Source organism: Ruegeria sp. AB6 (assembly GCF_056542685.1).
Genome location: NZ_JBQGAD010000014.1, coordinates 1 through 22,925 on the forward strand (window position 1 = coordinate 1; position 22,925 = coordinate 22,925).

The 22,925-nt window shown below is 57.8% G+C and carries 26 protein-coding genes; 13 read left to right on the top strand and 13 right to left on the bottom strand.

What is annotated here, in order from left to right:
* The 3 genes from ACR0DB_RS20165 to parC all read right to left on the bottom strand — a co-directional run.
* Positions 1-91 (bottom strand): GTP-binding protein (locus tag ACR0DB_RS20165; protein ID WP_215675807.1); only part of this gene is annotated, 91 nt, incomplete at its 3' end.
* A 113-nt stretch (positions 92-204) separates the two neighbouring features.
* The gene (locus ACR0DB_RS20170; protein ID WP_170787255.1) at positions 205-798 is read right to left on the bottom strand and encodes a hypothetical protein; all 594 of its coding nucleotides are present in this window, start codon (positions 796-798) and stop codon (positions 205-207) included.
* Positions 799-895: 97 nt separating this feature from the next.
* Positions 896-3,244 (bottom strand): DNA topoisomerase IV subunit A, encoded by a 2,349-nt coding sequence (parC, locus tag ACR0DB_RS20175; protein WP_480552609.1) that lies wholly within the window; start codon positions 3,242-3,244, stop codon positions 896-898.
* 201 nt (positions 3,245-3,445) lie between these two features.
* On the opposite strand from parC, the gene ACR0DB_RS20180 reads away from it, so the two are divergent.
* From ACR0DB_RS20180 to ACR0DB_RS20205, 6 genes are all read left to right on the top strand, one after another.
* Positions 3,446-4,051 (top strand): SH3 domain-containing protein, encoded by a 606-nt coding sequence (locus ACR0DB_RS20180; protein ID WP_237217585.1) that lies wholly within the window; start codon positions 3,446-3,448, stop codon positions 4,049-4,051.
* Between the two features lie 68 nt (positions 4,052-4,119).
* The gene (locus ACR0DB_RS20185; protein ID WP_480552691.1) at positions 4,120-4,947 is read left to right on the top strand and encodes an SDR family NAD(P)-dependent oxidoreductase; all 828 of its coding nucleotides are present in this window, start codon (positions 4,120-4,122) and stop codon (positions 4,945-4,947) included.
* A gap of 77 nt (positions 4,948-5,024) precedes the next feature.
* The gene (locus ACR0DB_RS20190; protein ID WP_170356709.1) at positions 5,025-5,228 is read left to right on the top strand and encodes a twin transmembrane helix small protein; all 204 of its coding nucleotides are present in this window, start codon (positions 5,025-5,027) and stop codon (positions 5,226-5,228) included.
* The gene (locus ACR0DB_RS20195) at positions 5,229-5,801 is read left to right on the top strand and encodes a cob(I)yrinic acid a,c-diamide adenosyltransferase (RefSeq protein WP_170775376.1); all 573 of its coding nucleotides are present in this window, start codon (positions 5,229-5,231) and stop codon (positions 5,799-5,801) included.
* 185 nt (positions 5,802-5,986) lie between these two features.
* Positions 5,987-6,745, top strand: a complete 759-nt coding sequence (locus ACR0DB_RS20200) for an electron transfer flavoprotein subunit beta/FixA family protein (RefSeq protein ID WP_170775374.1) — start codon at positions 5,987-5,989, stop codon at positions 6,743-6,745.
* Positions 6,745-7,674, top strand: coding sequence for an electron transfer flavoprotein subunit alpha/FixB family protein (locus tag ACR0DB_RS20205; protein ID WP_480552611.1), 930 nt, complete (start codon positions 6,745-6,747; stop codon positions 7,672-7,674). The genes ACR0DB_RS20200 and ACR0DB_RS20205 overlap by 1 nt, the downstream gene beginning before the upstream one ends.
* A 63-nt stretch (positions 7,675-7,737) precedes the next feature.
* Here ACR0DB_RS20205 and ACR0DB_RS20210 read toward each other — a convergent pair whose 3' ends face one another.
* Complete coding sequence (locus tag ACR0DB_RS20210; protein ID WP_480552613.1) at positions 7,738-8,559, bottom strand: DUF6473 family protein; 822 nt, start codon at positions 8,557-8,559, stop codon at positions 7,738-7,740.
* 162 nt (positions 8,560-8,721) lie between these two features.
* On the opposite strand from ACR0DB_RS20210, the gene ACR0DB_RS20215 reads away from it, so the two are divergent.
* The gene (locus ACR0DB_RS20215; protein ID WP_480552615.1) at positions 8,722-9,597 is read left to right on the top strand and encodes a 3-hydroxybutyryl-CoA dehydrogenase; all 876 of its coding nucleotides are present in this window, start codon (positions 8,722-8,724) and stop codon (positions 9,595-9,597) included.
* A 73-nt stretch (positions 9,598-9,670) separates the two neighbouring features.
* On the opposite strand, the gene ACR0DB_RS20220 is transcribed toward ACR0DB_RS20215, so the two are convergent.
* The 7 genes from ACR0DB_RS20220 to ACR0DB_RS20250 are packed head-to-tail and all read right to left on the bottom strand — an operon-like array spanning position 9,671 to position 15,088.
* Positions 9,671-10,570 (bottom strand): lysophospholipid acyltransferase family protein, encoded by a 900-nt coding sequence (locus ACR0DB_RS20220; protein WP_170775368.1) that lies wholly within the window; start codon positions 10,568-10,570, stop codon positions 9,671-9,673.
* 39 nt (positions 10,571-10,609) lie between these two features.
* On the bottom strand, positions 10,610-10,879 hold the full coding sequence (locus ACR0DB_RS20225; protein ID WP_170356715.1) for an HPr family phosphocarrier protein: 270 nt from the start codon (positions 10,877-10,879) through the stop codon (positions 10,610-10,612).
* Entirely contained in the window at positions 10,876-11,289 is a 414-nt protein-coding gene (locus ACR0DB_RS20230) for a PTS sugar transporter subunit IIA (protein ID WP_170775360.1), read from the bottom strand. Before ACR0DB_RS20230 ends, ACR0DB_RS20225 begins: the two co-directional genes overlap by 4 nt.
* On the bottom strand, positions 11,286-12,179 hold the full coding sequence (gene rapZ / locus ACR0DB_RS20235) for an RNase adapter RapZ (protein WP_480552617.1): 894 nt from the start codon (positions 12,177-12,179) through the stop codon (positions 11,286-11,288). Before rapZ ends, ACR0DB_RS20230 begins: the two co-directional genes overlap by 4 nt.
* The gene (locus tag ACR0DB_RS20240; RefSeq protein WP_480552618.1) at positions 12,164-12,634 is read right to left on the bottom strand and encodes an HPr kinase/phosphorylase; all 471 of its coding nucleotides are present in this window, start codon (positions 12,632-12,634) and stop codon (positions 12,164-12,166) included. The genes rapZ and ACR0DB_RS20240 overlap by 16 nt, the downstream gene beginning before the upstream one ends.
* A 3-nt stretch (positions 12,635-12,637) precedes the next feature.
* Positions 12,638-14,350 carry an ATP-binding protein gene (locus ACR0DB_RS20245; protein ID WP_170775353.1) on the bottom strand — a complete coding sequence of 571 codons (1,713 nt, stop codon included), beginning with the start codon at positions 14,348-14,350 and terminating at the stop codon, positions 12,638-12,640.
* A 33-nt stretch (positions 14,351-14,383) separates the two neighbouring features.
* Complete coding sequence (locus ACR0DB_RS20250) at positions 14,384-15,088, bottom strand: response regulator transcription factor (protein WP_170775352.1); 705 nt, start codon at positions 15,086-15,088, stop codon at positions 14,384-14,386.
* 346 nt (positions 15,089-15,434) lie between these two features.
* Between ACR0DB_RS20250 and ACR0DB_RS20255 the strand changes: the two genes are divergently transcribed.
* The 3 genes from ACR0DB_RS20255 to ACR0DB_RS20265 all read left to right on the top strand — a co-directional run bounded on the left by ACR0DB_RS20255 (position 15,435) and on the right by ACR0DB_RS20265 (position 18,253).
* Positions 15,435-17,033, top strand: coding sequence for a phosphoenolpyruvate carboxykinase (locus ACR0DB_RS20255; RefSeq protein WP_170775350.1), 1,599 nt, complete (start codon positions 15,435-15,437; stop codon positions 17,031-17,033).
* Between the two features lie 353 nt (positions 17,034-17,386).
* On the top strand, positions 17,387-17,677 hold the full coding sequence (locus ACR0DB_RS20260) for a hypothetical protein (RefSeq protein ID WP_170775348.1): 291 nt from the start codon (positions 17,387-17,389) through the stop codon (positions 17,675-17,677).
* 111 nt (positions 17,678-17,788) lie between these two features.
* Positions 17,789-18,253, top strand: a complete 465-nt coding sequence (locus ACR0DB_RS20265; RefSeq protein WP_237218085.1) for a hypothetical protein — start codon at positions 17,789-17,791, stop codon at positions 18,251-18,253.
* Here the strand turns inward: ACR0DB_RS20265 and ACR0DB_RS20270 are convergent.
* Positions 18,250-19,014: a sulfite exporter TauE/SafE family protein gene (locus tag ACR0DB_RS20270; RefSeq protein ID WP_170787267.1), complete on the bottom strand. Its 765-nt coding sequence runs from the start codon at positions 19,012-19,014 to the stop codon at positions 18,250-18,252. The genes ACR0DB_RS20265 and ACR0DB_RS20270 overlap by 4 nt on opposite strands.
* Before the next feature lie 144 nt (positions 19,015-19,158).
* Here ACR0DB_RS20270 and ACR0DB_RS20275 point away from each other — a divergent pair, with 144 nt between their 5' ends.
* The 3 genes from ACR0DB_RS20275 to ACR0DB_RS20285 all read left to right on the top strand — a co-directional run bounded on the left by ACR0DB_RS20275 (position 19,159) and on the right by ACR0DB_RS20285 (position 21,991).
* Positions 19,159-20,850: an acyl-CoA dehydrogenase family protein gene (locus ACR0DB_RS20275; RefSeq protein WP_480552620.1), complete on the top strand. Its 1,692-nt coding sequence runs from the start codon at positions 19,159-19,161 to the stop codon at positions 20,848-20,850.
* Between the two features lie 151 nt (positions 20,851-21,001).
* The gene (locus ACR0DB_RS20280) at positions 21,002-21,556 is read left to right on the top strand and encodes a hypothetical protein (RefSeq protein WP_480552622.1); all 555 of its coding nucleotides are present in this window, start codon (positions 21,002-21,004) and stop codon (positions 21,554-21,556) included.
* A gap of 42 nt (positions 21,557-21,598) precedes the next feature.
* Positions 21,599-21,991: an META domain-containing protein gene (locus ACR0DB_RS20285; RefSeq protein ID WP_480552623.1), complete on the top strand. Its 393-nt coding sequence runs from the start codon at positions 21,599-21,601 to the stop codon at positions 21,989-21,991.
* Here ACR0DB_RS20285 and recO read toward each other — a convergent pair.
* Positions 21,975-22,700 (bottom strand): DNA repair protein RecO, encoded by a 726-nt coding sequence (gene recO, locus ACR0DB_RS20290; RefSeq protein WP_480552624.1) that lies wholly within the window; start codon positions 22,698-22,700, stop codon positions 21,975-21,977. The two genes, ACR0DB_RS20285 and recO, sit on opposite strands and share 17 nt — an antisense overlap.
* Between the last annotated feature and the right edge of the window lie 225 nt (positions 22,701-22,925).

Genomic DNA, 22,925 nt, shown 5'->3' on the forward strand with positions numbered 1-22,925 from the left:
CTGCGGTCAGCGTGGTCTTACCATGGTCAACGTGGCCAATCGTGCCGATGTTGACGTGCGGTTTTGTACGCTCAAACTTTTCCTTTGCCATTCCTCAGGCGCCCTTTTGCGATTTGGGGGACCCGTGGTCCCGTGGTTACATCTGCGCGCGCGAGATATTTGGTTCGCAGGGGAAAATCAAGCACATCCTGCGGGAAAAGCCGTTTACGACGCTGGATTTTGCGTGAGTTCACCGGAATCCAGCGGCTGGATCAGATCGGGGCGGCTTTTGAACCAACCGTTTTGCTGATGTTCCTCGGCCAGCCATTCTTCGACTCGGTCCGCTACCTTCAGGGACAGACCGCTCATCTGCTCTTCCTTGGTGCGCTCATGGCCTGAGCCTTTGAACGCGCTGCCGCCTGTGGTGTCTTCCAGAACCTGAAATTTTTTACCCTTGGCCAGAAACTCTTTCTTGTTCACGTCGTAGACATTCACAAGCACGATTGCAGTGCTGCGCGGGTTGTAGATCAATGGAATGCCCGGAGGCGCAAGCATGTATCCTTCCAGGCTGATGCCGATGTCGTAATCCTGCGCGCCCTCATAGCGGCCGAGACGGATATCCACCGCATTCTGAATCGCCGCGGTCCACTCATCGGGTGTGGCATCGCGTGAAACCGGGCCCTGCACCGCCTTTTCGGCAAAGGCATAGTTGACGCGCAGTTTAAATTCACCCAGCGACTCGGGCTCTTCATACACTTGTGTCTGCGTACAAGCGCCCGTCAGGGCCAGTCCGGTGATCAAGGTCAGAATGCGCAACATGTCTCTCGTCTCGATAGGCCTGTTTTCCTTGATCTAGCGCACCGATACGGACTGTGCCAAGCCGTATCGGCAAAATTCCCCGCAAGCGGGCGCAAAATCACGAGAATTTATAGTCCCTAGGGAAGCCATAGGGCGGTTTTTTCCCCACACTGGCGCGTTTGGCCAGCCATTGAGACATATCCGCCTCGTGCCGGGTCTTGTCACCGCCCATGGACCATTTCAGGCCCTCTTCCCAATTGAAGGTCGTGATATCAGACAATCCACCATCCAGCTCCAGCGTTCCCTGCCGCCCTCGTGCCATATTGTATTTTTGCAGGCGCACGCCTTTGCCGCGGGTCATCTCGGGCAGGTCTTCGGTGGGGAAGACCAGGAACTTGCCGTTTTGCGAAACGACAGCCACGTGATCCCCATCAACCGGCTTACAGATCATTGCCGTCTCGTCGCCCTTGACGTTGAGGACCTGTTTACCGTTGCGGGTTTGCGCCAGCACGTCGTCCTCGGGCACCATGAACCCGTTGCCTGCATCCGAGGCCACCAGCAGCTTGCGCCCCGGCTTGTGGATCAGGATGTCGATGATCTGCGCCTCGTTCGGCAGATCGACCATCAGACGCAGCGGCTCGCCCATGCCCCGTCCGCCGGGCAGGTTGGCCGCGCTAACCGTGTAGAACCGACCATTTGAGGCAAAGACCAGCAAGCGGTCGGTGGTCTCGGCATGGAAAATGAAACGCGGGCCGTCGCCATCCTTGAACTTCAGCTCGCGCTTGAGGTCGATATGGCCGGTCATGGCGCGAATCCAGCCCATCTGCGAACAGACGACCGTGATCGGCTCCTTGTCGATCATCGCCTCAAGCGGGACTTCCTCGACCTGTCCGGCCTCGGCAAACTGGGTGCGCCGTGCGCCGCCTTCATAGTCTTTGCCGAAGGTCTTCTTGGTCTCTTTCAACTGCTCGGCGATCTTGGCCCATTGCAGGGCGGGATCAGCCAGCAGGTCTTCGAGATTGGCGCGCTCTTCCATCAACGCGTCACGCTCACGGACCAGCTCCATCTCTTCCAGACGGCGCAGGCTGCGCAGGCGCATATTGAGGATGGCGTCGACCTGAACTTCGGACAGTTCGCCCTCGCCTGGTTTGGGCGAGACATAGTCGGATTCGTCCGTCGCTCGAACGTGGTCGATGCCCCAATCTTCGCGCATCAAAGCAGCTTTGGGATCATCGTCATAACGGATGATGTCAATCACACGGTCGAGGTTCAGGAAGGCAACGATAAAGCCCTCCAACACTTCTAACCGGTGGTCGATCTTAGCCATGCGGTGACGCGAACGCCGCAACAACACCTCTTGCCGGTGATCAAGGAAGGCGCGCAGCACTTCCTTCATTGAGCAGACCTTGGGCGTCACCCCATCGATCAGCACGTTCATGTTCAGGCTGAACCGCACTTCAAGGTCCGAGTTGCGATAGAGCATCCCCATCAGCACTTCGGGGTCCACATTCTTGGACCGTGGCTCGAGGATCAGGCGAATGTCATCGGCGGATTCGTCGCGTACATCGCCGAGGATTGGTATCTTCTTGGTCTGGATCAGTTCCGCGATCTTTTCGATCAGCTTGGATTTCTGAACCTGATAGGGAATCTCGGTAACGACGATCTGCCACTGGCCGCGACCCAGGTCTTCGACCTCATACTTACAGCGCAGGCGGAACGATCCACGCCCGGTGCGATAGGCCTGCGCGATATTCTCGAGTGGCTCTACGATCACGCCACCGGTCGGGAAGTCCGGGCCGGGCACATAGTTCAACAAGGTATCGTCCCGCGCATCCGGTGTCTTGATCAGATGCAGACAGGCATCGCACAGCTCGGAAATATTGTGCGGCGGAATGTTCGTCGCCATACCCACTGCAATACCGCTGGCCCCATTGGCCAGCAGGTTTGGGAACTGCGCCGGCAGCACGACCGGTTCAGTCAGCGTCCCGTCATAGTTGTCGCGGAAATCGACGGCGTCCTCGTTCAGACCCTCCAGTAGCGCCTCGGCCACGATGGTCATCCGCGCCTCGGTGTATCGCGAGGCCGCCGGGTTGTCGCCGTCAATGTTGCCGAAATTCCCCTGCCCGTCGACCAGCGGGTAGCGGACGTTAAAGTCCTGCGCCAGACGCGCCATCGCATCGTAGATCGCGGCATCACCGTGTGGGTGATAGTTGCCCATCACGTCGCCAGAGATCTTCGCAGACTTACGGAATCCCCCTGTCGCGCTGAGTCGCAGCTCGCGCATCGCATAAAGGATTCGCCGGTGAACCGGCTTCAGACCATCACGGGCATCGGGCAGCGCTCGGTGCATGATGGTGGACAAAGCATAGGTAAGGTAGCGTTCGCCAATCGCGCGGCGCAGCGGTTCGGCTACCTCGCCCCCGCCTTCGGGGGCCTCCATGTTGGGGTCGTCGATCGTGTCGTTCATATATGATGTGATACGACGCAAGCGCGCCGCGGTAAAGCAACCGGCGCTCATTTTGCTGGGGACAAGTGGCGCTTTTTGCAACAGGGGGAGGCAACTGCTGGATTTCCCCCGATCTTTCGACTCGGGGCCTAAGATATGGTATGCTCCGGATCATTAAGCTGCTGCCTATTTCATGTTTCACGATTACCTGGGGGATGCGCCATGACGCGCCTTATCGTTATTAGTTTCGCTGCGCTCGGCTGGTGCTTTTATGTTATGAGCGGAGGGCCCGAGTTTGAACCGCGCGGCCTGCGGTCAGAACAACCCGTGCGCGTTGCGGCCCAGCCCAGTCCGACTCAGATCGCACCAGCACCCGCCGAGGCGCTTGTCACCAACGTGGCCGCGCGCACGCCGACCGTGCGCATCACACCGATCAAACAGCAACCCGAGATTGTCGAATTCGTAGCCGAACCCGCCAGCCTGGAGGGGTTCAATGGCTTGTCGGTGTTTGACACCCAAACCAGCGGCATCCAGCTTGCGTCGCTTGAGGACGGTGTGACGGGTCTGAAACAAGTCCCTGCCGAAACCCAACAGGCTGACCCGATAGCACCGGCAGAGCCGGAAAAGGACATCCGTGAAATCTCGGGCACGCGGGTCAATATGCGCGACGGGCCGGGCACGATCTATCCGATCATTGGCAAGGCCACGATTGGCCAGAAGGTCGAAATCCTCAGCGATTCGGGCACTGGCTGGCTACGTCTGCGCGTGTTGCCACAGCAACAGGTCGGATGGATTTCTGCCTCGCTGGTCGGAAAATCGACGAACTAGCGAAAGCAGCGATTGTCCCGAACTCAGCCTCACCCTAGCTATAGGCCAGGCTCAGGTTCGGGGACATGATGCAGAAATCAATTCTTATCACCGGTTGCTCGTCCGGTATCGGGCTGGACGCAGCACATGGAATGCGTGCACGGGGCTGGCGCGTCTTTGCTTCGTGCCGTCAGCAACGCGATTGCGACCGGCTGCGCGCCCAAGGGTTCGAAAGCCCCCGCATCGACTATACCGACACCGACAGCATCACCGCAGGGCTCGCCGAAGTGCTTGAGGCAACCGGAGGCACTCTCGACGCGCTGTTCAACAATGGCGCGCACGGCCTGCCCGGAGCAGTCGAGGACCTTCCCACCGACGGGTTGCGCGCCATCTTCGAAACCAATTTCTTTGGCTGGCACGAACTGACCCGCCAGGTCATCCCGGTGATGCGCGCGCAGGGGCGTGGCCGAATCGTCCAGAATTCATCCGTACTGGGACTGGTCGCGTACCCTTGGCGCGGCGCATATGTGGCGACGAAATACGCGATCGAAGGCCTGACCGACACGCTGCGACTAGAACTGAGGGACACAGAGATAAAGGTCATCCTGATCGAACCCGGCCCCATCACCTCGCGGCTGAGAGAAAACGCCATCCCGATCTTCGAACGGTTTATCGATTGGGAAAACTCGGCCCTTCGCAGCCGGTACGAGGGATCGCTGCTGAAACGGCTTTACGAATCCTCGGGACCCGACCGGTTTGAACTGCCGGCCTCGGCCGTGACCGACAAGCTGGCCCACGCGGTCGAGGCCAAACGCCCCATCCCCCGCTATTACGTCACGACGCCCACATATATCGCAGGCTGGCTGCGCCGGATTTTGCCGACTCGGGTCATCGACCGCATCCTGTCGGATGTCTGAGACGAAATTACCGGTTCGCATTTTGGTCTCGCGGGTCTAGATGATAGGCCAATGTAATAAACGCGGACGGTGGACCCATGGACCTTTTGATGGTCGTATTGTTGCTGGCCATGGCGGCGGTTGTCGTCGTGCTGGTGATCGGCATTTCAAACTTCGGCAAGGCCGGGAAAAGTGCCGCGCTGAAAAGCAACAAGATGATGCAGCTGCGCATTCTGTTTCAATTCATTGCCGTGGTGCTGATCGTGCTCTACGTCTGGCTGCGCGGACAGGGAGGTCAGTAAATGGTCGTGCTTAACAAAATCTACACGCGCACAGGCGATGACGGCAAAACAGCCTTGGGCAATGGGGAGCGCGTTGCCAAGTATTCGGGTCGTGTTGCCGCCTATGGCACAGTGGATGAGCTGAACTCATTCGTCGGTGTCGCCCGAACTGAAGCTGATGGTGAGGTCGAGGCCGCACTGTCGCGCATCCAGAATGACCTGTTCGATCTGGGTGCCGACTTCTGCCGCCCCGACATGGATAAGGATGCCGAGGCCGAATATACGCCGCTGCGCATCGTCCCCTCGCAGATCGACCGGTTGGAAGCCGAAATTGACGCCATGAACGAGGCGCTGCAACCATTGCGCAGCTTCATCCTGCCCGGTGGGTCTCGACTGGCCGCGCATCTTCATGTGTGCCGCACCGTCTCGCGCCGGGCTGAGCGTCTGGCGGTTGAGCTGACCAATATGGAACCGGTGAATGAAACGGCGGTGAAATACCTTAACCGCCTGAGCGACTGGTTCTTCGTGGCCGCACGCTGTGCCAATGAAAATGGCGCGGCCGATGTGCTGTGGATTCCAGGCGCAAACCGCTGAGGCGTTGACTCTACGGCACCTTTGTTGCGCGCCGCAGCGTCAAAAAACATGAAACGCGACGTCCCAAGCCCACGAGATGACGATTTTGCCCTGTTGTCGCGTGACTTGAGACGTTATTCAGACGTCCGAGAGCATTGGTGGAGTCGCGTCGCGGCTTACCGTTATTTGTGAGGAGCAAGCGCAAAATGAAGGTACTCGTGCCTGTCAAACGCGTGATTGACTATAACGTGAAAGTTCGCGTCAAAGCGGATGGCAGCGGTGTTGATCTCGCCAATGTCAAAATGTCGATGAACCCGTTCGACGAGATCGCCGTCGAAGAGGCGATCCGCCTGAAAGAAGCGGGTAAGGCTGACGAAGTCGTTGCCGTTTCCATCGGCGTCAAGCAGGCGCAGGAAACTCTGCGTACCGCGCTGGCCATGGGTGCAGACCGCGCCATCCTGGTGGTCGCAGCCGACGACGTGCACACCGATATCGAACCGCTGGCCGTTGCCAAAATCCTGGCCAAAGTGGTCGAGGAAGAGCAGCCGGGCATCGTTCTGGCGGGCAAACAGGCGATCGACAACGACATGAACGCCACCGGTCAGATGCTGTCGGCTCTGCTGGGCTGGAGCCAAGGCACCTTCGCCTCTGAGGTGGATATCGAAGGCGACAGCGCCAAGATCACCCGCGAGGTTGACGGCGGTCTGCAGACCATCAGCGTCAAGATGCCGACCATCGTGACCGTTGACCTGCGCTTGAACGAGCCGCGCTATGCTTCGCTGCCCAACATCATGAAGGCGAAGAAAAAGCCGCTGGACGAGAAAACTGCTGCCGATTACGGCGTCGACGTCACTCCTCGTCTGGAAATCGTCAAAACCGAAGAGCCGCCGGCACGTGCCGCTGGTATCGTCGTGGGCTCGGTTGACGAGCTGGTTGCGAAACTCAAAGAAGCGGGGGCTGTGTAATGGCTGTTCTTCTTCTCGCCGAAGTCAATAATGGTGAACTGGCGCTGGACGCCACCGCCAAAGCCGTCAACGCCGCGAAGGCGCTGGGTGACGTGACCGTTCTGGCCGCAGGTGGTTCTGCCGCTGCTGCCGGTGAGGCTGCCGCAAAGATCGACGGTGTCTCCAAGGTTCTGGTCGCCGAAGACGCATCGCTGGGTCACCGCCTGGCGGAATCGACCGCAGCCCTGATCGTGGGCCTGGCCGATGGCTATGAGCACATCGTCGCACCGGCCACCACCGACGCCAAGAACGTGATGCCCCGCGTTGCAGCCCTGCTGGACGCGATGGTGATCTCGGATGCATCCGGCGTAGTTGACGGTTCGACCTTCGAGCGTCCGATTTACGCAGGCAACGCGATCCAGACCGTGAAATCGAACGACGCCAAGAAAGTCGTCACCTTCCGTACCGCATCCTTTGATGCGGCAGGCGAAGGCGGTTCGGCTGCGATCGAGACTATCTCGGTCGGCGACAACCCCGGTCTGTCGTCCTGGGTTGAAGACAAGGTTGCCGAAAGCGACCGACCTGAGCTGACCTCGGCTGGCGTTGTTGTTTCGGGTGGCCGTGGCGTCGGCTCGGAAGAGGACTTCAAGCTGATCGAAGGTCTGGCAGACAAACTGGGTGCTGCCGTTGGCGCATCGCGTGCCGCCGTTGACTCAGGCTATGCTCCGAACGACTGGCAGGTGGGTCAGACTGGTAAGGTTGTTGCCCCCGACCTGTACGTTGCCGTAGGCATCTCGGGCGCGATCCAGCACCTGGCTGGTATGAAGGACTCGAAGGTCATCGTTGCAATCAACAAAGACGAAGAAGCACCGATCTTCCAGGTTGCCGATTTCGGTTTGGTTGCCGACCTGTTCCAGGCTGTACCGGAACTGACTGAGAAACTCGGCTGATCTATAGACCGAGATTTTTCGACGAAAAATCTGATGGGCCCGCCGGATTGGCGGGCCTTTTCTTTAGCGCAGATTCTGGATTGGTCCGACCAACGCATCGGCAATCGACCGATGCCCTGCGGGTCCGATCATAAACTCGGCCATCGGTTGTTGCAGCGTACCGAACAACATATCCTCCAACTCATCCGACTGGCCCGAAACACACACCGTTTCCCGCACAATCCGCGCGCAATAGGGTCTGACGGCGTTCAGCATCTCACGCGTCAACGGCACTTCTGTTTCCTGAACTGGTCGAGAGTCTTCCGATTGCCGTATGACGCGAAGGCACAAAAGGATCACCGGTGATTGCAGGCTTTGCAGCAGGCCGCCGACCTCCCGGACCCAGTTTCGGCGCAACTCTTCCGCCACAGCTTCGAACCTCGCATCCTGATGACCCTGTAGCAGTTTCATCAGATGATGCACGAAATTGACATCAGCGAAATCAATCTCGGGATAGAGCGAGATCAGGTCATCGGTTGCAGCAAGAAACCGGTCGTTCCGCCTTGGGTGCACACGATAGAAGCGATTCGATTGCCCCAAAAGGTCCGGAGCCTGCAAGACGCATAGCTCTGCAGCGTTTAAAAGGGACTGCAGGCCTTTTTCCTGACAAAGCGCGTCGACTCCGCAAAACAGACTGCCGAGATTGAGGCAACGCCGGTCCAACCGGTCCTCAAGCACTGCTGCAAAGGGACGATCGACAAAACGACCGAAGGTTTCTGTCCCTCCTGCGCAAGCCATATATGGTGTATCCAAGGACCGCTTGGGCCCCCGAAACCAAAGCCGCGCGCCGAAATATTGGCAAACGGCATCCTCGGGTATCCCCGAGCCTGTTTGATGATAGCTCATAACACTCACCCATTTTTCACCCGGGTGCCATCTTGCAGCCGTAAGTCTTGAGAATTCTCTAATGTGCGCATTTGAAGCGAATTGGATGCACCCGATGCTCTTGCCGCCCGCCCTAATCTACCGATACTGTCGCCCTGACCCGTGAGACAAAGGCACCAAAAAATGGATGTAAAATCAGTCGGAGTGATAGGCGCAGGACAGATGGGCAACGGTATTGCTCATGTCCTTGCCCTGGCGGATTACGATGTTCTTTTGAATGATGTCAGTCAGGATGCGCTCAATAGTGCTTTGGCAACAATCGAAGGCAATTTGGCCCGCCAGGCGTCGCGCGGCAAGATCTCGAATGAGGCAATGCAGAACGCGCTGAAGCGCATCACAACAACGCTGGAATTGCCCCGGCTTGGACAAACCGATTTGGTGATCGAGGCTGCGACCGAGCGCGAGGCCGTCAAACAAGCCATTTTCGAAGACCTGCAACCCCATTTGCTGCCGCATACGATTCTAACGTCGAACACTTCGTCGATTTCGATCACGCGGCTCGCCAGCCGCACGGACCGGCCGGAACGGTTCATGGGGTTTCATTTCATGAACCCGGTCCCTGTCATGCAACTTGTGGAATTGATCCGCGGGATTGCCACGGATGAGGACACTTTCAGTGCCTGCAAGGCGGTGGTCGACAAGCTAGGCAAAACCGCTGCCAGCGCCGAGGATTTTCCCGCCTTTATCGTAAATCGCATCCTGATGCCGATGATCAACGAGGCCGTCTATACCCTTTATGAAGGAGTCGGGAATGTACAGTCCATCGATCAATCGATGAAACTAGGTGCAAACCACCCGATGGGGCCGCTGGAACTGGCGGATTTCATTGGCCTGGATACCTGTCTGGCGATCATGAATGTACTGCATGACGGGTTGGCCGATACCAAGTATCGTCCGTGCCCCCTGTTGACGAAATATGTCGAGGCCGGGTGGTTGGGTCGCAAGACGCAACGTGGGTTTTATGATTATAGGGGTGATGCCCCAGTACCGACGCGGTAAGGGGGTCAGCCCCCTCGCCCGGAAATTATCCGGGCTCACCCCCGGGATATTTCTAGCCAGATGAAGAGGCGGATCAGTGTTTGGGTGCCTGGCGCAGGGACAATGTGTGTTTTCTGAGCCAGGCCATGAAACCGCGCGGGTCGGTTTCGAGCAGCTGCATATCTTCGTCCGAGATCGGTTCGCCGATCACGGGGGATTGCGGTTTGTTGCAGGAGCGAACGATTTCATGCAGTAACAGACCCTGACGCAGGATCGCTGATAGTTTGTTGGCGATCTGGTAGGCGCGCGAATTGCTGCCTGGGAAGAAGATTGGCACGACCTGAGCGCCGGAGCGGCGGATCATTTTGGCAGTGAAGACATTCCATTCCCGCTCAATCGCGGGACCGAACCAGTCATCGGAGGACATCACTACGCCAGAGGGAAACAGTGCGACGACGCCGCCGTTTTTGAGATGCTCCATGGCTTTGCCGCGCATTTCCAGCATTTTGGCTTGTGCTTCGGGGTCATGCGGGAAGGGCACCGGGATCATGAACGACGTCGCCGCCTCGTCAAGCCCGGTTAGAACCGAGCGAGTCAAGATGCGGTAGTCGCTGCGCACACGCCCGATCAGTTCGGCGAAGATCATCCCATCGACCATGCCGTGCGGATGGTTGGCAACCACAACGACCGGCCCTTCCTTTGGAATATTTGCGATTTGCTCCGGCGGGGTGGTCAGGTCAATTCCCATAACCTCGAGCGCACCGCCCCAGAACCGTTGCCCTCGATAATACTCGTTCTTCTTTTCGAACTTGTTGACCATGCGCAAAATGGTCAGTTTGCCGGTGCACCATTCGATCGCGCGGATGGCTGTCGACGTCCACGCATCGTCAAAGGAATTTGCATAGGTCAGAGTTCTACGGTCGTAGATTTCCCCCTGATCCTCGACCCCGTTTACAACCGGGCCTGTCTTGGTCTCGTGCGTTGTTTCCGCCAATTCCTGGTCTTCCCGTTCTTGGTCCTGCGGCAGGTGCGGTCAGAACCCCTCGCCGAACTTGTCGTTCACCAGAGTTTCCAACGCATCGGCCAACGCCTCAGCATCCGGTCCGGACGTCTCGACGTCAATAGTCGTTCCACGCGACGCTGCCAACATCAAAAGGCCCATAATGCTGTCACCAGAGGCCGAAAGCCCATCTTTCGACACTTCTGCCTGAGCATCAAACCCTTCCACCACCTCAACCAGTTTGGCCGAGGCACGGGCGTGAAGGCCCTTTTCGTTAACGATCTTCAAGCTTCGGGTGGTCATGTATGGTCAATCCGGTCTTCGTCCAATGTCACATTTTGCGCATTGATATATTTTCGTCCAGCCTCCATCGCCAATCGCACGGCGTCGCCAATCGGCAAATGGCGAGATTTGGCCAGTTTGATCAGCATAGGAAGATTTGCGCCATACAGGATGCGCCGATCCTGTGGCGCACAGGCCCGCAGGCTGAGATTCGATGGGCTGCCGCCGAACAGGTCGGTCACGACAACGACGCCGTCGCCAGCATCCACGCTGTCGGCAGCGGCGCAAATTTCGGCCTGCTTTGCGTTCCGGTCATGATCGGCCTCGATCGAGATTGCGACCAGGCCGGGTTGTTGTCCGACGACATGCTGCATGGCCGCCAGGTATTCCTGGGCCAATCCACCATGTGCAACAAGTACGATCCCGATCAATCCGGCCTCACATTCAACAAGCGACGTTCCATTTCGCGGTGCCTAATTGCCACTTGCTGCCCCTCCTCCGCAAGGGCTTTTGCAACCGCCTCAGCGGTGGCGACCGATCTGTGTTGGCCCCCGGTACAACCAAAGGCAACCGACAGATGGGCCTTTCCTTCGGCGCGATAGGCCGGAAGCAGCAGTTTGAGCAAATCGACCACGCGTTCGAAGAACGGTGCATAGCTCGCGTCTGACTGAACATAGTGCGCCACATCCGGGTTTCGACCATCCTCTGCCCGCAATTCCGGCCGCCAATATGGGTTGGCCAAAAACCGGCAGTCAAACACCATATCCAGCCCGCGCGGTAGGCCGCGTTTATAGGAAAAGGACTCTATTGAAACCGCCAGATGCCTCCCGCCTTGAGGGGCAAACCAACGTTCAACCTCTTCACGCAACTGGTGTACGTTCAAGGGGCTGGTGTCGATCAGGGTGTCAGCAATCTCGCGGATGGGGGCAAGCAGTTCCTTTTCCTGCACAACACCGGTTTCAGGGCTGGCGTTTGCAGCGACAGGGTGGCGGCGGCGAGTTTCCGAAAAGCGCCGCAAAAGGATATCATCCGTACAATCCAGATAGAGCGTGGTCAGATCTACCTGCTCCATCCGGCGCAATTTCGCGGCCAGTTCGATAAAGCCAATGGTCGAGAAATCGCGATTGCGTGCATCAATTCCCAGCGCCATCGGCCGGTCGTCTTGCGAGCCATCCAGCAAGCGCAGAAGTAAACCCATCGGCAGGTTGTCGATGGCTTCGAATCCCAGATCTTCAAGCACACGAATCGCGGTCGAACGCCCGGCCCCCGAAGGACCGGTCACCAGAACGATGCGCCGTTGCGGTGTCATGTGTTGGGCCATTCCGGGTTCACCCGTCCCATTTTCAACATCTGAAAGAGTGCTGCGGCCAAATTGGGCACGCCGCCGCCCCGTAACAAGGGAACAGTTTGCCTCAGGGCTCGAATTTCTAGCGGATCGGGTAGTCGGGCCTGTTCTGTTTGATCCATATCCACGATACAGGCGACGGGAACAGGCCCAACGTTTGTGGCGCACAGCAGGCCTACGCCTCGCGCCTCGATCAATCCGCTGATATTGGGAGCGGCCTCTGCGACAATGTTCTGGCCGTCCATGCCCAACACTACACGGTCGTCGCCCACCAGCCCGGCGCCCAAAGCCATCATTTGCAACGCAAGGCCGGATTTGCCGGACCCCGATGCGCCGATGATCACAACGCCCAGGCTATCTACGGCAACGCAACTGGCGTGGATGATGGCCTTGTCCTGATTTTCAGTATCAGAGAGGGGCGAGCCACTCATGGGTTAAACCGGCAGCCCAACCACAAATCGCGCACCCAGCGGGTCAGAGGTGATGTCGGCCTCGGTCGGGCGAATATTTTCAGCCCAAATCACACCGCCATGCGCCTCGATGATCTGTTTCGAAATCGCCAGACCAAGGCCTGAATTGTTGCCGAAATGCTCGGCCGGGCGTTGCGAATAGAAGCGTTTGAAGACCTTGGTCAGCGCCTGTTCGGGAATGCCAGGGCCGGTATCTTCGACCACGATCAACACGCGGTTTTCGCGCCGCCGCACCCAAACGCGGATTGCATCGTTTTCTTCACAGAACGAAATCGCGTTGGTGATCAGATTGACGAAAACCTGCGCCAGACGCGCCTCAAGCCCGTTGATGACAATGGGTTGGCTGGGCAGATCGGTGATATAGTCGATCCCTTTCGAGCGCGCATCCTCACCCAGATATTGCCCGATATTGCCAAGCAGCTTGAGCAGGTCGAAGGGCTGCTCCTCTTCTTTCACCAGTTCGGCATCCAGACGCGACGCGTTCGAGATATCGCTGACCAATCGGTCGAGGCGGCGCACATCGTGTTCGATCACATCCAGTAGCTTGTCGCGCTGATCCTCGCGCTTGATCATACGCAGGGTGCCAACGGCCGATTGCAAACTGGCCAGCGGGTTTTTGATTTCGTGCGAGACATCGGCTGCGAACTGTTCGTTGGCATCAATCCGGTTGTAAAGCGCCGTCACCATCCCCCGCAGCGCGCGGCTGAGGCGTCCGATTTCATCCGGTCGCGCCGACAAGTCGGGGATACGAATACGTCCGGGATTGACCCCTGTTCCGCGGTCTTTTCCGGTTTCTGCCGCCGCAGCAAGATCGGCAAGTGGGTTTGCAATGGTCGACGCCAGAACAAGGCTGAGCCCAATGGAAACCAACAGCGCCACGACGAACATTTGCAGGATCCGCTCCTGCTCGCGCCGGGCCAAAGCGTCAATCTCGCCCGCGGGTCCTGCCATGGCGACGGCACCAACCGGCACGCCTTCCAGCTGGATTGCCGAGGCCGCGACGATCACCGTCTCACCTGCGTCATCCTTGACTGCCTGAACCTGCGTCTGCCCCTCGAGGGCACCGGGAATAATGGCCTGAACCCGTTGCGCCAGCGTCGGAGCGACCCCTTGATCGTCACTGGTGAAAACTCGTGACAAGCCCGTCCAGACCGCATTGAGCGCGTCGCTGATCAACGTACTGCCTGTCTGAATATCCGCATCAACGCTCAGCAGACCAGGCATTTGTGTCTCACCGCCGCGTGTCCAGCCGATCAGAGTGCCTGAGCCATCGTAAACAAAGACTTCACCGCCTTCGGGCAGGCTCAACTCGGCCAGAGTATCCTTGACGTCCAGCTCTCCAGCATATTCAGACAAGCCAAATTCGCTTTGTCGCAACTGCGCTTCGAACACGTTACTGACAAGCTGGGCGTCCCCCATCAGGTTCTGCGCGGTTTGCGCCACCTGCTCTTCCCGCGAGTCATCCAGATACAGCAATCCGGTGACCAACGTAACTAGAGCGATCAGATTGAAAGTGATGATCTTGCGTGCCAGCGGCGAGCCGCGCAGGGCAAACAGGTTGCGACGGCTGCGCGTCGCGTTCAGTTCGGCCGCGTCAGCATCCTGCGGGATGACCCAGTCATCCCCCAATACGACATCCCCGTCGCGAAGCTCATTGGCGTGTTCCGTATCGCGCACCAGACCCGACTACCTTTGCTTATTCAGTCAAAGTTATTCTTCGTTGTACCGATAACCGATGCCGTACAGCGTCTCGATTGCCGAAAACTCAGGGTCGGCGGCGCGCATCTTCTTGCGCAGACGCTTGATATGGCTGTCGATGGTGCGGTCATCCACATAGACCTGATCATCATAGGCCACATCCATCAACTGATCGCGGCTTTTGACGAAACCGGGACGTTGCGCAAGCGCTTGAAGCAGCAAGAACTCGGTCACCGTCAGCGACACATCCGATCCTTTCCAGCTAACAGCATGGCGCAGCGGGTCCATCCGCAGTTCTCCCCGCTCCATGACTTTAGCATCGCCAGTGGTTGCAGCGGTGGCATCTCCCGAGGTCGCCTCCTGCCGGCGCAGCAGCGCGCGGATACGTTCGACCAGAAGACGCTGCGAGAACGGCTTTTTGACATAGTCATCCGCGCCCATCCGCAGGCCCAGAACCTCGTCGATCTCGTCGTCTTTCGAGGTCAGAAAGATCACCGGCATCTGGGTTTTCTGCCGCAGACGTTGCAACAGGTCCATGCCATCCATGCGCGGCATCTTGATATCCAGAACTGCCATATCCGGCAGTTTCTTGTTAAATGCGTCCAACGCGGCCTGTCCGTCATTGTACGTCTCGACCTCAAAGCCCTCGGCCTCAAGCGTCATGGACACGGACGTCAGAATGTTTCTGTCGTCGTCCACCAATGCAATCTTCGACATCGGGTTAGCCCCTATTCCTGCTCACTCATGCAATATATCGTTATTAGTAAGGTATTTCTGGCGTTTTTAAGGCCGCGAATCAATCCGTATCTGCGAATCGTGCGATTGTTGTCACACAGATGCGGCAAAAAAGCCGTTAATGTTGCCGGAAAAGCGCCCTTATTTCGGTCGTGAAAAAAGTGATGGCGCTAAACTTGGACTTGGTTGCGCTAACTGCGTCAAACCCGCCTGTTCATGTCCTGAATGACCATGGTAAGACGCGCCCACCCGCCGGTTTTTCCCGGCTAATTGCCCAAATGGCGCATCCGGCCCAATCGCCCTGCGCCGCCACACGGAGAAGACACACATGACATCTGGACGGGTTAACCCGCAATTCCGCCTCGAAGATCAGGGCATCGAGGGTCTGGGCAATGTCTATTACAACTTCATGGAACCGGCGCTGATTGAAGAAGCGCTGAAGCGCGGCGAGGGTACTCTGGGCAACGGCGGGGCCTTTCTGGTCACCACCGGCAAGTTCACCGGCCGCTCGCCCAAAGACAAACACGTCGTGCGCACCGACAGCGTCGCTGACCACATCTGGTGGGAAAACAACGCCGAGATGAGCCCCGAAGGCTTTGATGCGCTTTACGAAGACATGCTGGCCCATATGAAGGGTCGTGACTATTTCGTGCAGGATCTCGTCGGGGGCGCCGACCCGACCTATTCGATCAACGTGCGCATGGTCACTGAACTGGCTTGGCACAACCTGTTCATCCGCCACCTGCTGCGCCGTCCGGATCGTGAGGACCTGGATGAGTTCACCGCAGATTTCACCGTCATCAACTGCCCAAGCTTTCAAGCCGACCCGGCAAAGCATGGCTGCCGGTCCGAGACCGTGATCGCGATGAACTTTGACCGAAAGCTGATCCTGATCGGCGGCACCGAATATGCGGGTGAGAACAAGAAATCCGTCTTCACCTTGTTGAACTACATGCTGCCGGAAAAGGGCGTGATGCCGATGCATTGCTCGGCCAACCATGCCGTTGGCAACCCGGTTGATACGGCCGTGTTCTTTGGCCTGTCGGGCACGGGCAAAACCACCCTGTCCGCTGACCCGGCCCGCACCCTGATCGGTGATGACGAGCACGGCTGGTCAGATCGCGGCACTTTCAACTTCGAAGGCGGTTGCTATGCCAAGACGATCAACCTGAACGCTGAGGCCGAGCCCGAAATCTATGCGACCACCAGCAAGTTCGGCACTGTGATCGAAAACATGGTGTTCGACCCCGAGACCAAGGAACTGGATTTCGAGGACGACTCGCTGACCGCAAACATGCGCTGCGCTTATCCGCTGGAATATATCTCGAACGCGTCCAGCAGCGCGCTGGGTGGCCACCCCAAGAACATCATCATGCTGACCTGTGATGCGTTCGGCGTGCTGCCTCCGATCGCGCGGCTGACGCCTGCGCAGGCCATGTATCACTTCCTGTCGGGCTTCACGTCCAAAGTGGCCGGGACCGAGCGTGGTATCACCGAACCGCAACCCACCTTCTCGACCTGCTTCGGCGCGCCTTTCATGCCGCGTCGCCCGGAAGAATATGGCAACCTGCTGCGGGACAAGATTGCTCAGCATGGCGCAACCTGCTGGCTGGTCAACACCGGCTGGACCGGTGGGGCCTATGGTGTGGGCAGCCGGATGCCGATCCGCGCAACCCGCGCACTGCTGACGGCCGCTCTGGACGGGTCCCTGCGTGATGCCGAGTTCCGCAAGGATGCCAATTTCGGCTTTGACGTACCCGTTTCGGTGCCCGGCGTCGCCGAGGTTCTGCTGGACCCGCGCCGTACTTGGGATGATCAGGCTGCCTTCGACAAACAGGCCGAGAAATTGGTACAGATGTTTGCAGCGAACTTTGAACAATATCTTCCATTCATAGACGAAGATATCAAAGCCGTCGCAATCGGGTGAGAAGACAGAGGGGCGCTTTCGCCCCTCTTTTCGTTTGAGGAGTCTCACTGCATCGTGATCACGCATAAGTTGTAATATGCACGTTGTATTTACAATGCCGTTGCCCGAAGTGTCGGATTGAGGTATCTCACCATGTCATTAGCATGACAAAACCCGGCGCTTGACGCGCCGGGCAAAACCAAAAAACCTAAGGGTTGCCTGATCGCACACTCACATTTGAGAATTTGGCCGCCTAATCAAGTACTAAAGAACCAAAAAAAGGGGATGAGTGTCAATATGAGACGTGCTGGAAAATTCTGAGACCGGTATGTTTCTTCCGCTTCATAAACTCGGCGGGCGACACAGGAGATAACATGACTGAGATTTCGAAACTGACAGAACTTCGCAAGCTGATGCAAAGCATGGAGCGCACATTGGGGCTGGAGCAACTCTCTCCGGTTGAGCGCGACATCTACTATGCAGCGGAAGAACTGTCGAAGAATGATCAAGAAGTCCGCACATTCGGTCTTATCGAACACACGCTGGTACAAAGCGTCTCTCGCCCAACGTTTTTCCGGGCGCTGAAATCGCTGGTACAAAAGGGATACCTGTCGCAAAGCGGCAACTCAAATCGGGGCCGATATATCGTTCATGCCCCAAGATGATGCCCCCAATGCGCGCGGCGATGGCTGACCATCGTGCGCAAATGGGCCTCTGAAACCTTCTTCGCCTCGTTGGCTTATGTCGTGGCATCATTCCTCACGTTCGAGGTTTTGATGCCGCTGCAAAACCTGTTCTTCCCAGAATATCCAAGCCGGGCCAGTCTTCTGTTTCTTCCGCATGGCGTGCGGGTTCTTTCTGCATGGTTGTTGGGATGGCGAGCCATCTTCGCGCTGCTGCCAGGTGTTTTCATTGTATTCGCTGTCATCGGCGGAGCCGACGTATTTTTACCCAGCCGACTTGCTGCAATAACTATTGCCGTTACGACGGTTCCAGCAGTGTTCTATTTGCTGAAGTGGGCCGGTTGGGACCTATTCCCACGCAGCGACCGCAAACCCTGCTGGGCTTGTATCATGGGTGTAGGAGTCATCACGTCCTTCCTTGTCTCAGGCCTGACCAATATGGCTTTTGGCAGCGCCCGCGTTGAATACGTCGCCTATTTGATCGGCGATATCTCGGGTTTGTTCTTCCTTATGCTCGGGCTCTACTTTGCGTTTCGGTTTGCAGATAGGCGTGCCTAGCCAAAGACGGCACGCCGCAACAGATTTAGCCCCCCAAACAGCAACACCAGCAATGTAATCTTGCGAAAACGCGCCTGATCAATACGGGCTTGCAACCGCAGCCCAATCCACATTCCGGCAAGTGCAGGGACAACCAAGATCGCTGAAAAAGGCACCGTCTCGGCGCGCAGAATTCCTGAACCCAGATGCGCCACGACCAGCGCCACGGCGCCCAACCCATAAATAACGCCTTGCACCCGCATTTGAATGTCTTTTGGCGTGTTCATCGCCGTCAGGTAAAGCACCGTCGGCGGCCCCCAAATCCCCGAAATCCCTCCGACAAACCCAGCAACGGCACCAATCGTGGCTTCAATCCATCGAGACGGCTCCGAAAGCGTCAACTTCAGCCCAGCAACCTGAATCAGCGCAAAAACTGTCACCGGAATGCCGATCAAAAACAGAAACGTGGTCTCGGGGACAAGACTGACCAGCATCGCGCCAGCCAGGAGAAACAGAAGTCCAGTTAGCAAGAAAACGCGAAACTGGCGCACTGCATCGACAGCAGCCGGAAGCCCGCCGCGAAGAGCCTGAACGACGTTTGTTACCAATGCAGGCAGGATCAATCCGGCCAACGCCAGTTGCGGTGGTAAAAAAATGCTCATCCCCGACATCAGAACCATCGGCATGGCAAAACCGACCATACCCTTGATCCATCCCGCTGCAAAAGCCACGAGCAGCGCGAACAGAAAATCCTGTGGAGATAAAAGCGAAAACAGTGTCATCCGCCCGTGATATCACTCCTGTCGGTTTCTGCATCGCAAAATCTCTTGGGTAATTATTGAACTTTTTTTTGCCTTTGTACGTATTTTTGTTGCGCTGCATGTGCAGCATGGTATGACCAATCGACCCAGAAAAGGACGTGATTCATGGCCCATGACGGACAGGATATGACCCAGATGACAGCATCCGCGATTTTGCCCGACCTACTGACACTGACCCGCGCCGCCGTTCCGGCTGTGGAGGCGGTGTTTGACCGCGCGCGCAAATCAGTGCGCGAAATGGTAAGCGCCGAGGGCCGCGTATCCGGAGTGTTGATCGAAGCCAACCAGACCGCCGCCCATGGCCTTGCATGGCTGGCCACCTACAACCAGTCTCTGCAACAGATGCAACGCTGGGCCGAAGCCCTGGAGGCCGACGGCAAGTTCGGCGAGATCGAACAGTTGCTGCACCAGATCGCCTTTGGCGAATACCTACATCAGGTCGCTGGCGGCATCCCCATGAATCAGGGCGAAGTTATCCGCCTGCAAGACATGGGTCTGGGATGGGACGCGCTGTCTGGTTTCCAAATTCCTGAAGTCCAGAGTCTGATGGCGCAGGCAAACTCGCAAGCCGCTCGTAGCCGCCTTGTCGAATTGATGGAGGATCAGGCTGGTGCCACAATGTTTGGCGCCTCAGGCCTGGATGAAGAACTGGAAATGATCCGCGACCAGTTTCGACGCTATGCCGTCGAAAAGGTCGAGCCGCACGCCCATGAATGGCACTTGAAAGACGAACTGATCCCGATGGAAATCATCGAGGAATTGGCCGAGATGGGCGTCTTTGGCCTGACCATTCCCGAAGAATTCGGCGGGTTCGGCCTGTCCAAAGCCTCGATGTGTGTGGTGTCCGAGGAACTGTCGCGCGGCTATATTGGCGTGGGTTCTCTGGGTACGCGGTCCGAGATCGCGGCCGAGCTGATCATAGCTGGCGGCACGGATGAGCAAAAAGCCAACTGGCTGCCAAAACTCGCCAGCGCCGAGATTCTGCCCACCGCCGTTTTCACCGAGCCCAACACCGGATCGGACCTTGGCAGCCTGCGCACCCGCGCGGTCAAGAACGCCGACGGCGATTATGAGATCACCGGCAACAAGACCTGGATCACACACGCGGCCCGGACCCATGTGATGACCCTGCTGGCCCGCACCAACCCCGACAGCTCTGACCACCGCGGGTTGTCGATGTTCCTGGCCGAGAAAACCCCCGGAACAGATGAAGACCCTTTCCCAACCCCCGGCATGACCGGCGGCGAGATCGAGGTTCTGGGCTATCGCGGCATGAAGGAATACGAACTGGGCTTTGACGGTTTCAAGGTCAAGGACGAAAACCTGCTGGGTGGCGAAGAAGGCAAAGGCTTTAAACAGCTGATGGAGACCTTCGAATCCGCCCGTATCCAGACCGCCGCCCGCGCCATTGGCGTGGCTCAGTCAGCGCTGGATATCGCCATGCAATACGCACAAGATCGTAAGCAGTTCGGCAAATCCCTGATCAACTTCCCGCGCGTCTCTGGCAAGCTTGCGATGATGGCGGTTGAGATCATGATCGCGCGCCAGCTAACCTATTTCAGCGCGTGGGAGAAAGACCACGGCCAGCGCTGTGATCTTGAGGCGGGCATGGCCAAGCTCCTGGGTGCGCGCGTCGCTTGGGCTGCGGCGGATAACGGGCTGCAAATCCACGGCGGCAACGGCTTTGCGCTGGAATACAAGATCAGCCGCGTCCTATGTGACGCGCGGATTCTGAACATATTCGAAGGAGCTGCCGAAATTCAGGCGCAGGTTATCACAAGACGTCTGCTGAGCTGAAACGGCATTCCTGTTTCCCCAACTTGACCCGGCGCACGCGCCGGGTCTTTTTTCTGCCATCGGTCCTATGCCGCCGACCGAAAATAGCCCCCTGTACCTGCCCCTGGAATGCCGTTAATCAACGACGACACTCAGCAGGGTTTTCATCGTTATGATCCGACATTTTCTGGTCCTTTTCCTGACCTTCGCGGCGGTGGCACTGGCAGGGTGCGCAACGCAGCCTCCGACCGCCAGCCAGAACGAAATAGACGAGCTAGCCAGCGCGATCCGCAGCCTGAGCCCCGCCGTGGACCCAACCGAAGCTCAAACAGCTGCAACCATCTCCTATACGTATTCTCAATACCTGGCGCGCGAATGGAATGTCACTGACTCGGCGATTATCCATAACGCCAAAGTCATAAACGGCCTGCGAGAAAAGGGGCTGTGTAACGATTGGGCAGAAGCCATGACAGCTCGTCTGCGGAAGGAAAACTTCGAAACGTTGGACTTGCACTGGGCGACGTCTCCGCCAACTGCGTTTCGCATCATCCACCATTCTGCACTGATCAGCGCCAAGGGGGCGTCCATGTACGAGGGGCTGATCCTTGATCCATGGCGCAACAGCGGTACGCTGACCTGGGCCCCCACGCGCGAGGATACCCGGTACAACTGGCGCCCCCGCAGCGAGGTCAGGTCCGAGTTGATAAGTGGCGAGAACCCCTATTGAACCTGGCTTCCCACGGCGGCAACAGCGAGGTAGAAACCTCTCATGGTACGATTGATCCTGACATTTCCTCTGCTGGCTCTGTTTCAATGCGGCACGGGTGAAACTGTCGCCAGCTATGGTGCAGCGGATCAAATCTGGACCTTAAAGGAAATCGACAGCCAACCCTTTGCCGCGAGCGCGCAGTTGCAGTTCCATGGGGATGGCAAGATCAGCGGTCACGCGCCCTGCAACAGCTATAGCGGCACCTTGAACGCCCCCTACCCGTGGTTCGAAATCCAGGACCTGAGCGCAACACGTGCGGCTTGCGCGGGACTGGAAGCTGAAGGGATGTATTTTGCCGCTCTGCTGGCGATGACCCAATCTGAGGTCTCCGGCAATGTGCTGATCCTGCGCAACGAAGACGGGCATGAGATGGTGTTCACAGCCGCCGAGTAAAGCGCTCGACAAACCGGGTTCGCGCTTCGGGCACTGGCTTATGCCCTAGCGCCGGGGCCAAATGGTTCTCAAGGAAATAGCCTGTCGTCTGCAGCCCCTGCGCGATCTCCTCATCCGGCGCGGATCCCTCGCCCCGTAAACAAGGTGGAAGCGGCAATAGCCGATCCGCCCATTCGCCTGCACCTTGGGCACTGACCGCGCGCCCGGTTTTGGGCGAGACATAGACCAGCCCCTCGGTCGATCCGGTCACAGCGCAACTAGACAAATCCAGCCCAAATCCAAGCTCTTCCAGCAACGCCAATTCCCAGAGCAGATAAGCCAAAGGCCAGACCTCATCCTGCCCCAGCAAATCCATCAACTGTTCCGAATGTTTGTAAATCGCCGGATGCGGCTCACGTTCAGGCAGGCAAAAGGACAGCAAGGCGACCACCGAATTCAACCCCGCCAGCGCCAGACGCCCTGAAAACGCCGCGGCCGCGCGAGATCGGAGCGGCTCGACCTGAAACGTCCCGATATGTTCCTCAAGCCGCGCCCGCCACAACACATCCAATTGCGCGCCGGGTTGCAGGATTGGCGCGATCTTGCGACTGGTCCCACCTCGCACAACGCCCGCATGCCGACCATGGGCTTGGGTAAATACCTCAATGATCGCCGCCGTCTCACCATGTCGGCGAGTGGTCAAGAGTATGCCGTGATCGCGCCAGTCCACTGTTTTGCTACCAGGCAGGAACGCAGATTGAGAAAAATCGAAAAAGGCTGAGCCCGTCGTACATTTATTATCCAACACGTTTGTTAAAGATACTCACCATTATTCTAGTTTCGACGCGCCACCAACGATCTTGGATCAAGCTGTTTTCCCACGGTACAGACACGGTTCCGCCGCTTGCTAGAGCAATTGTACTCCACCGCTGCAATCGGCTCGACTCGCAGTCTG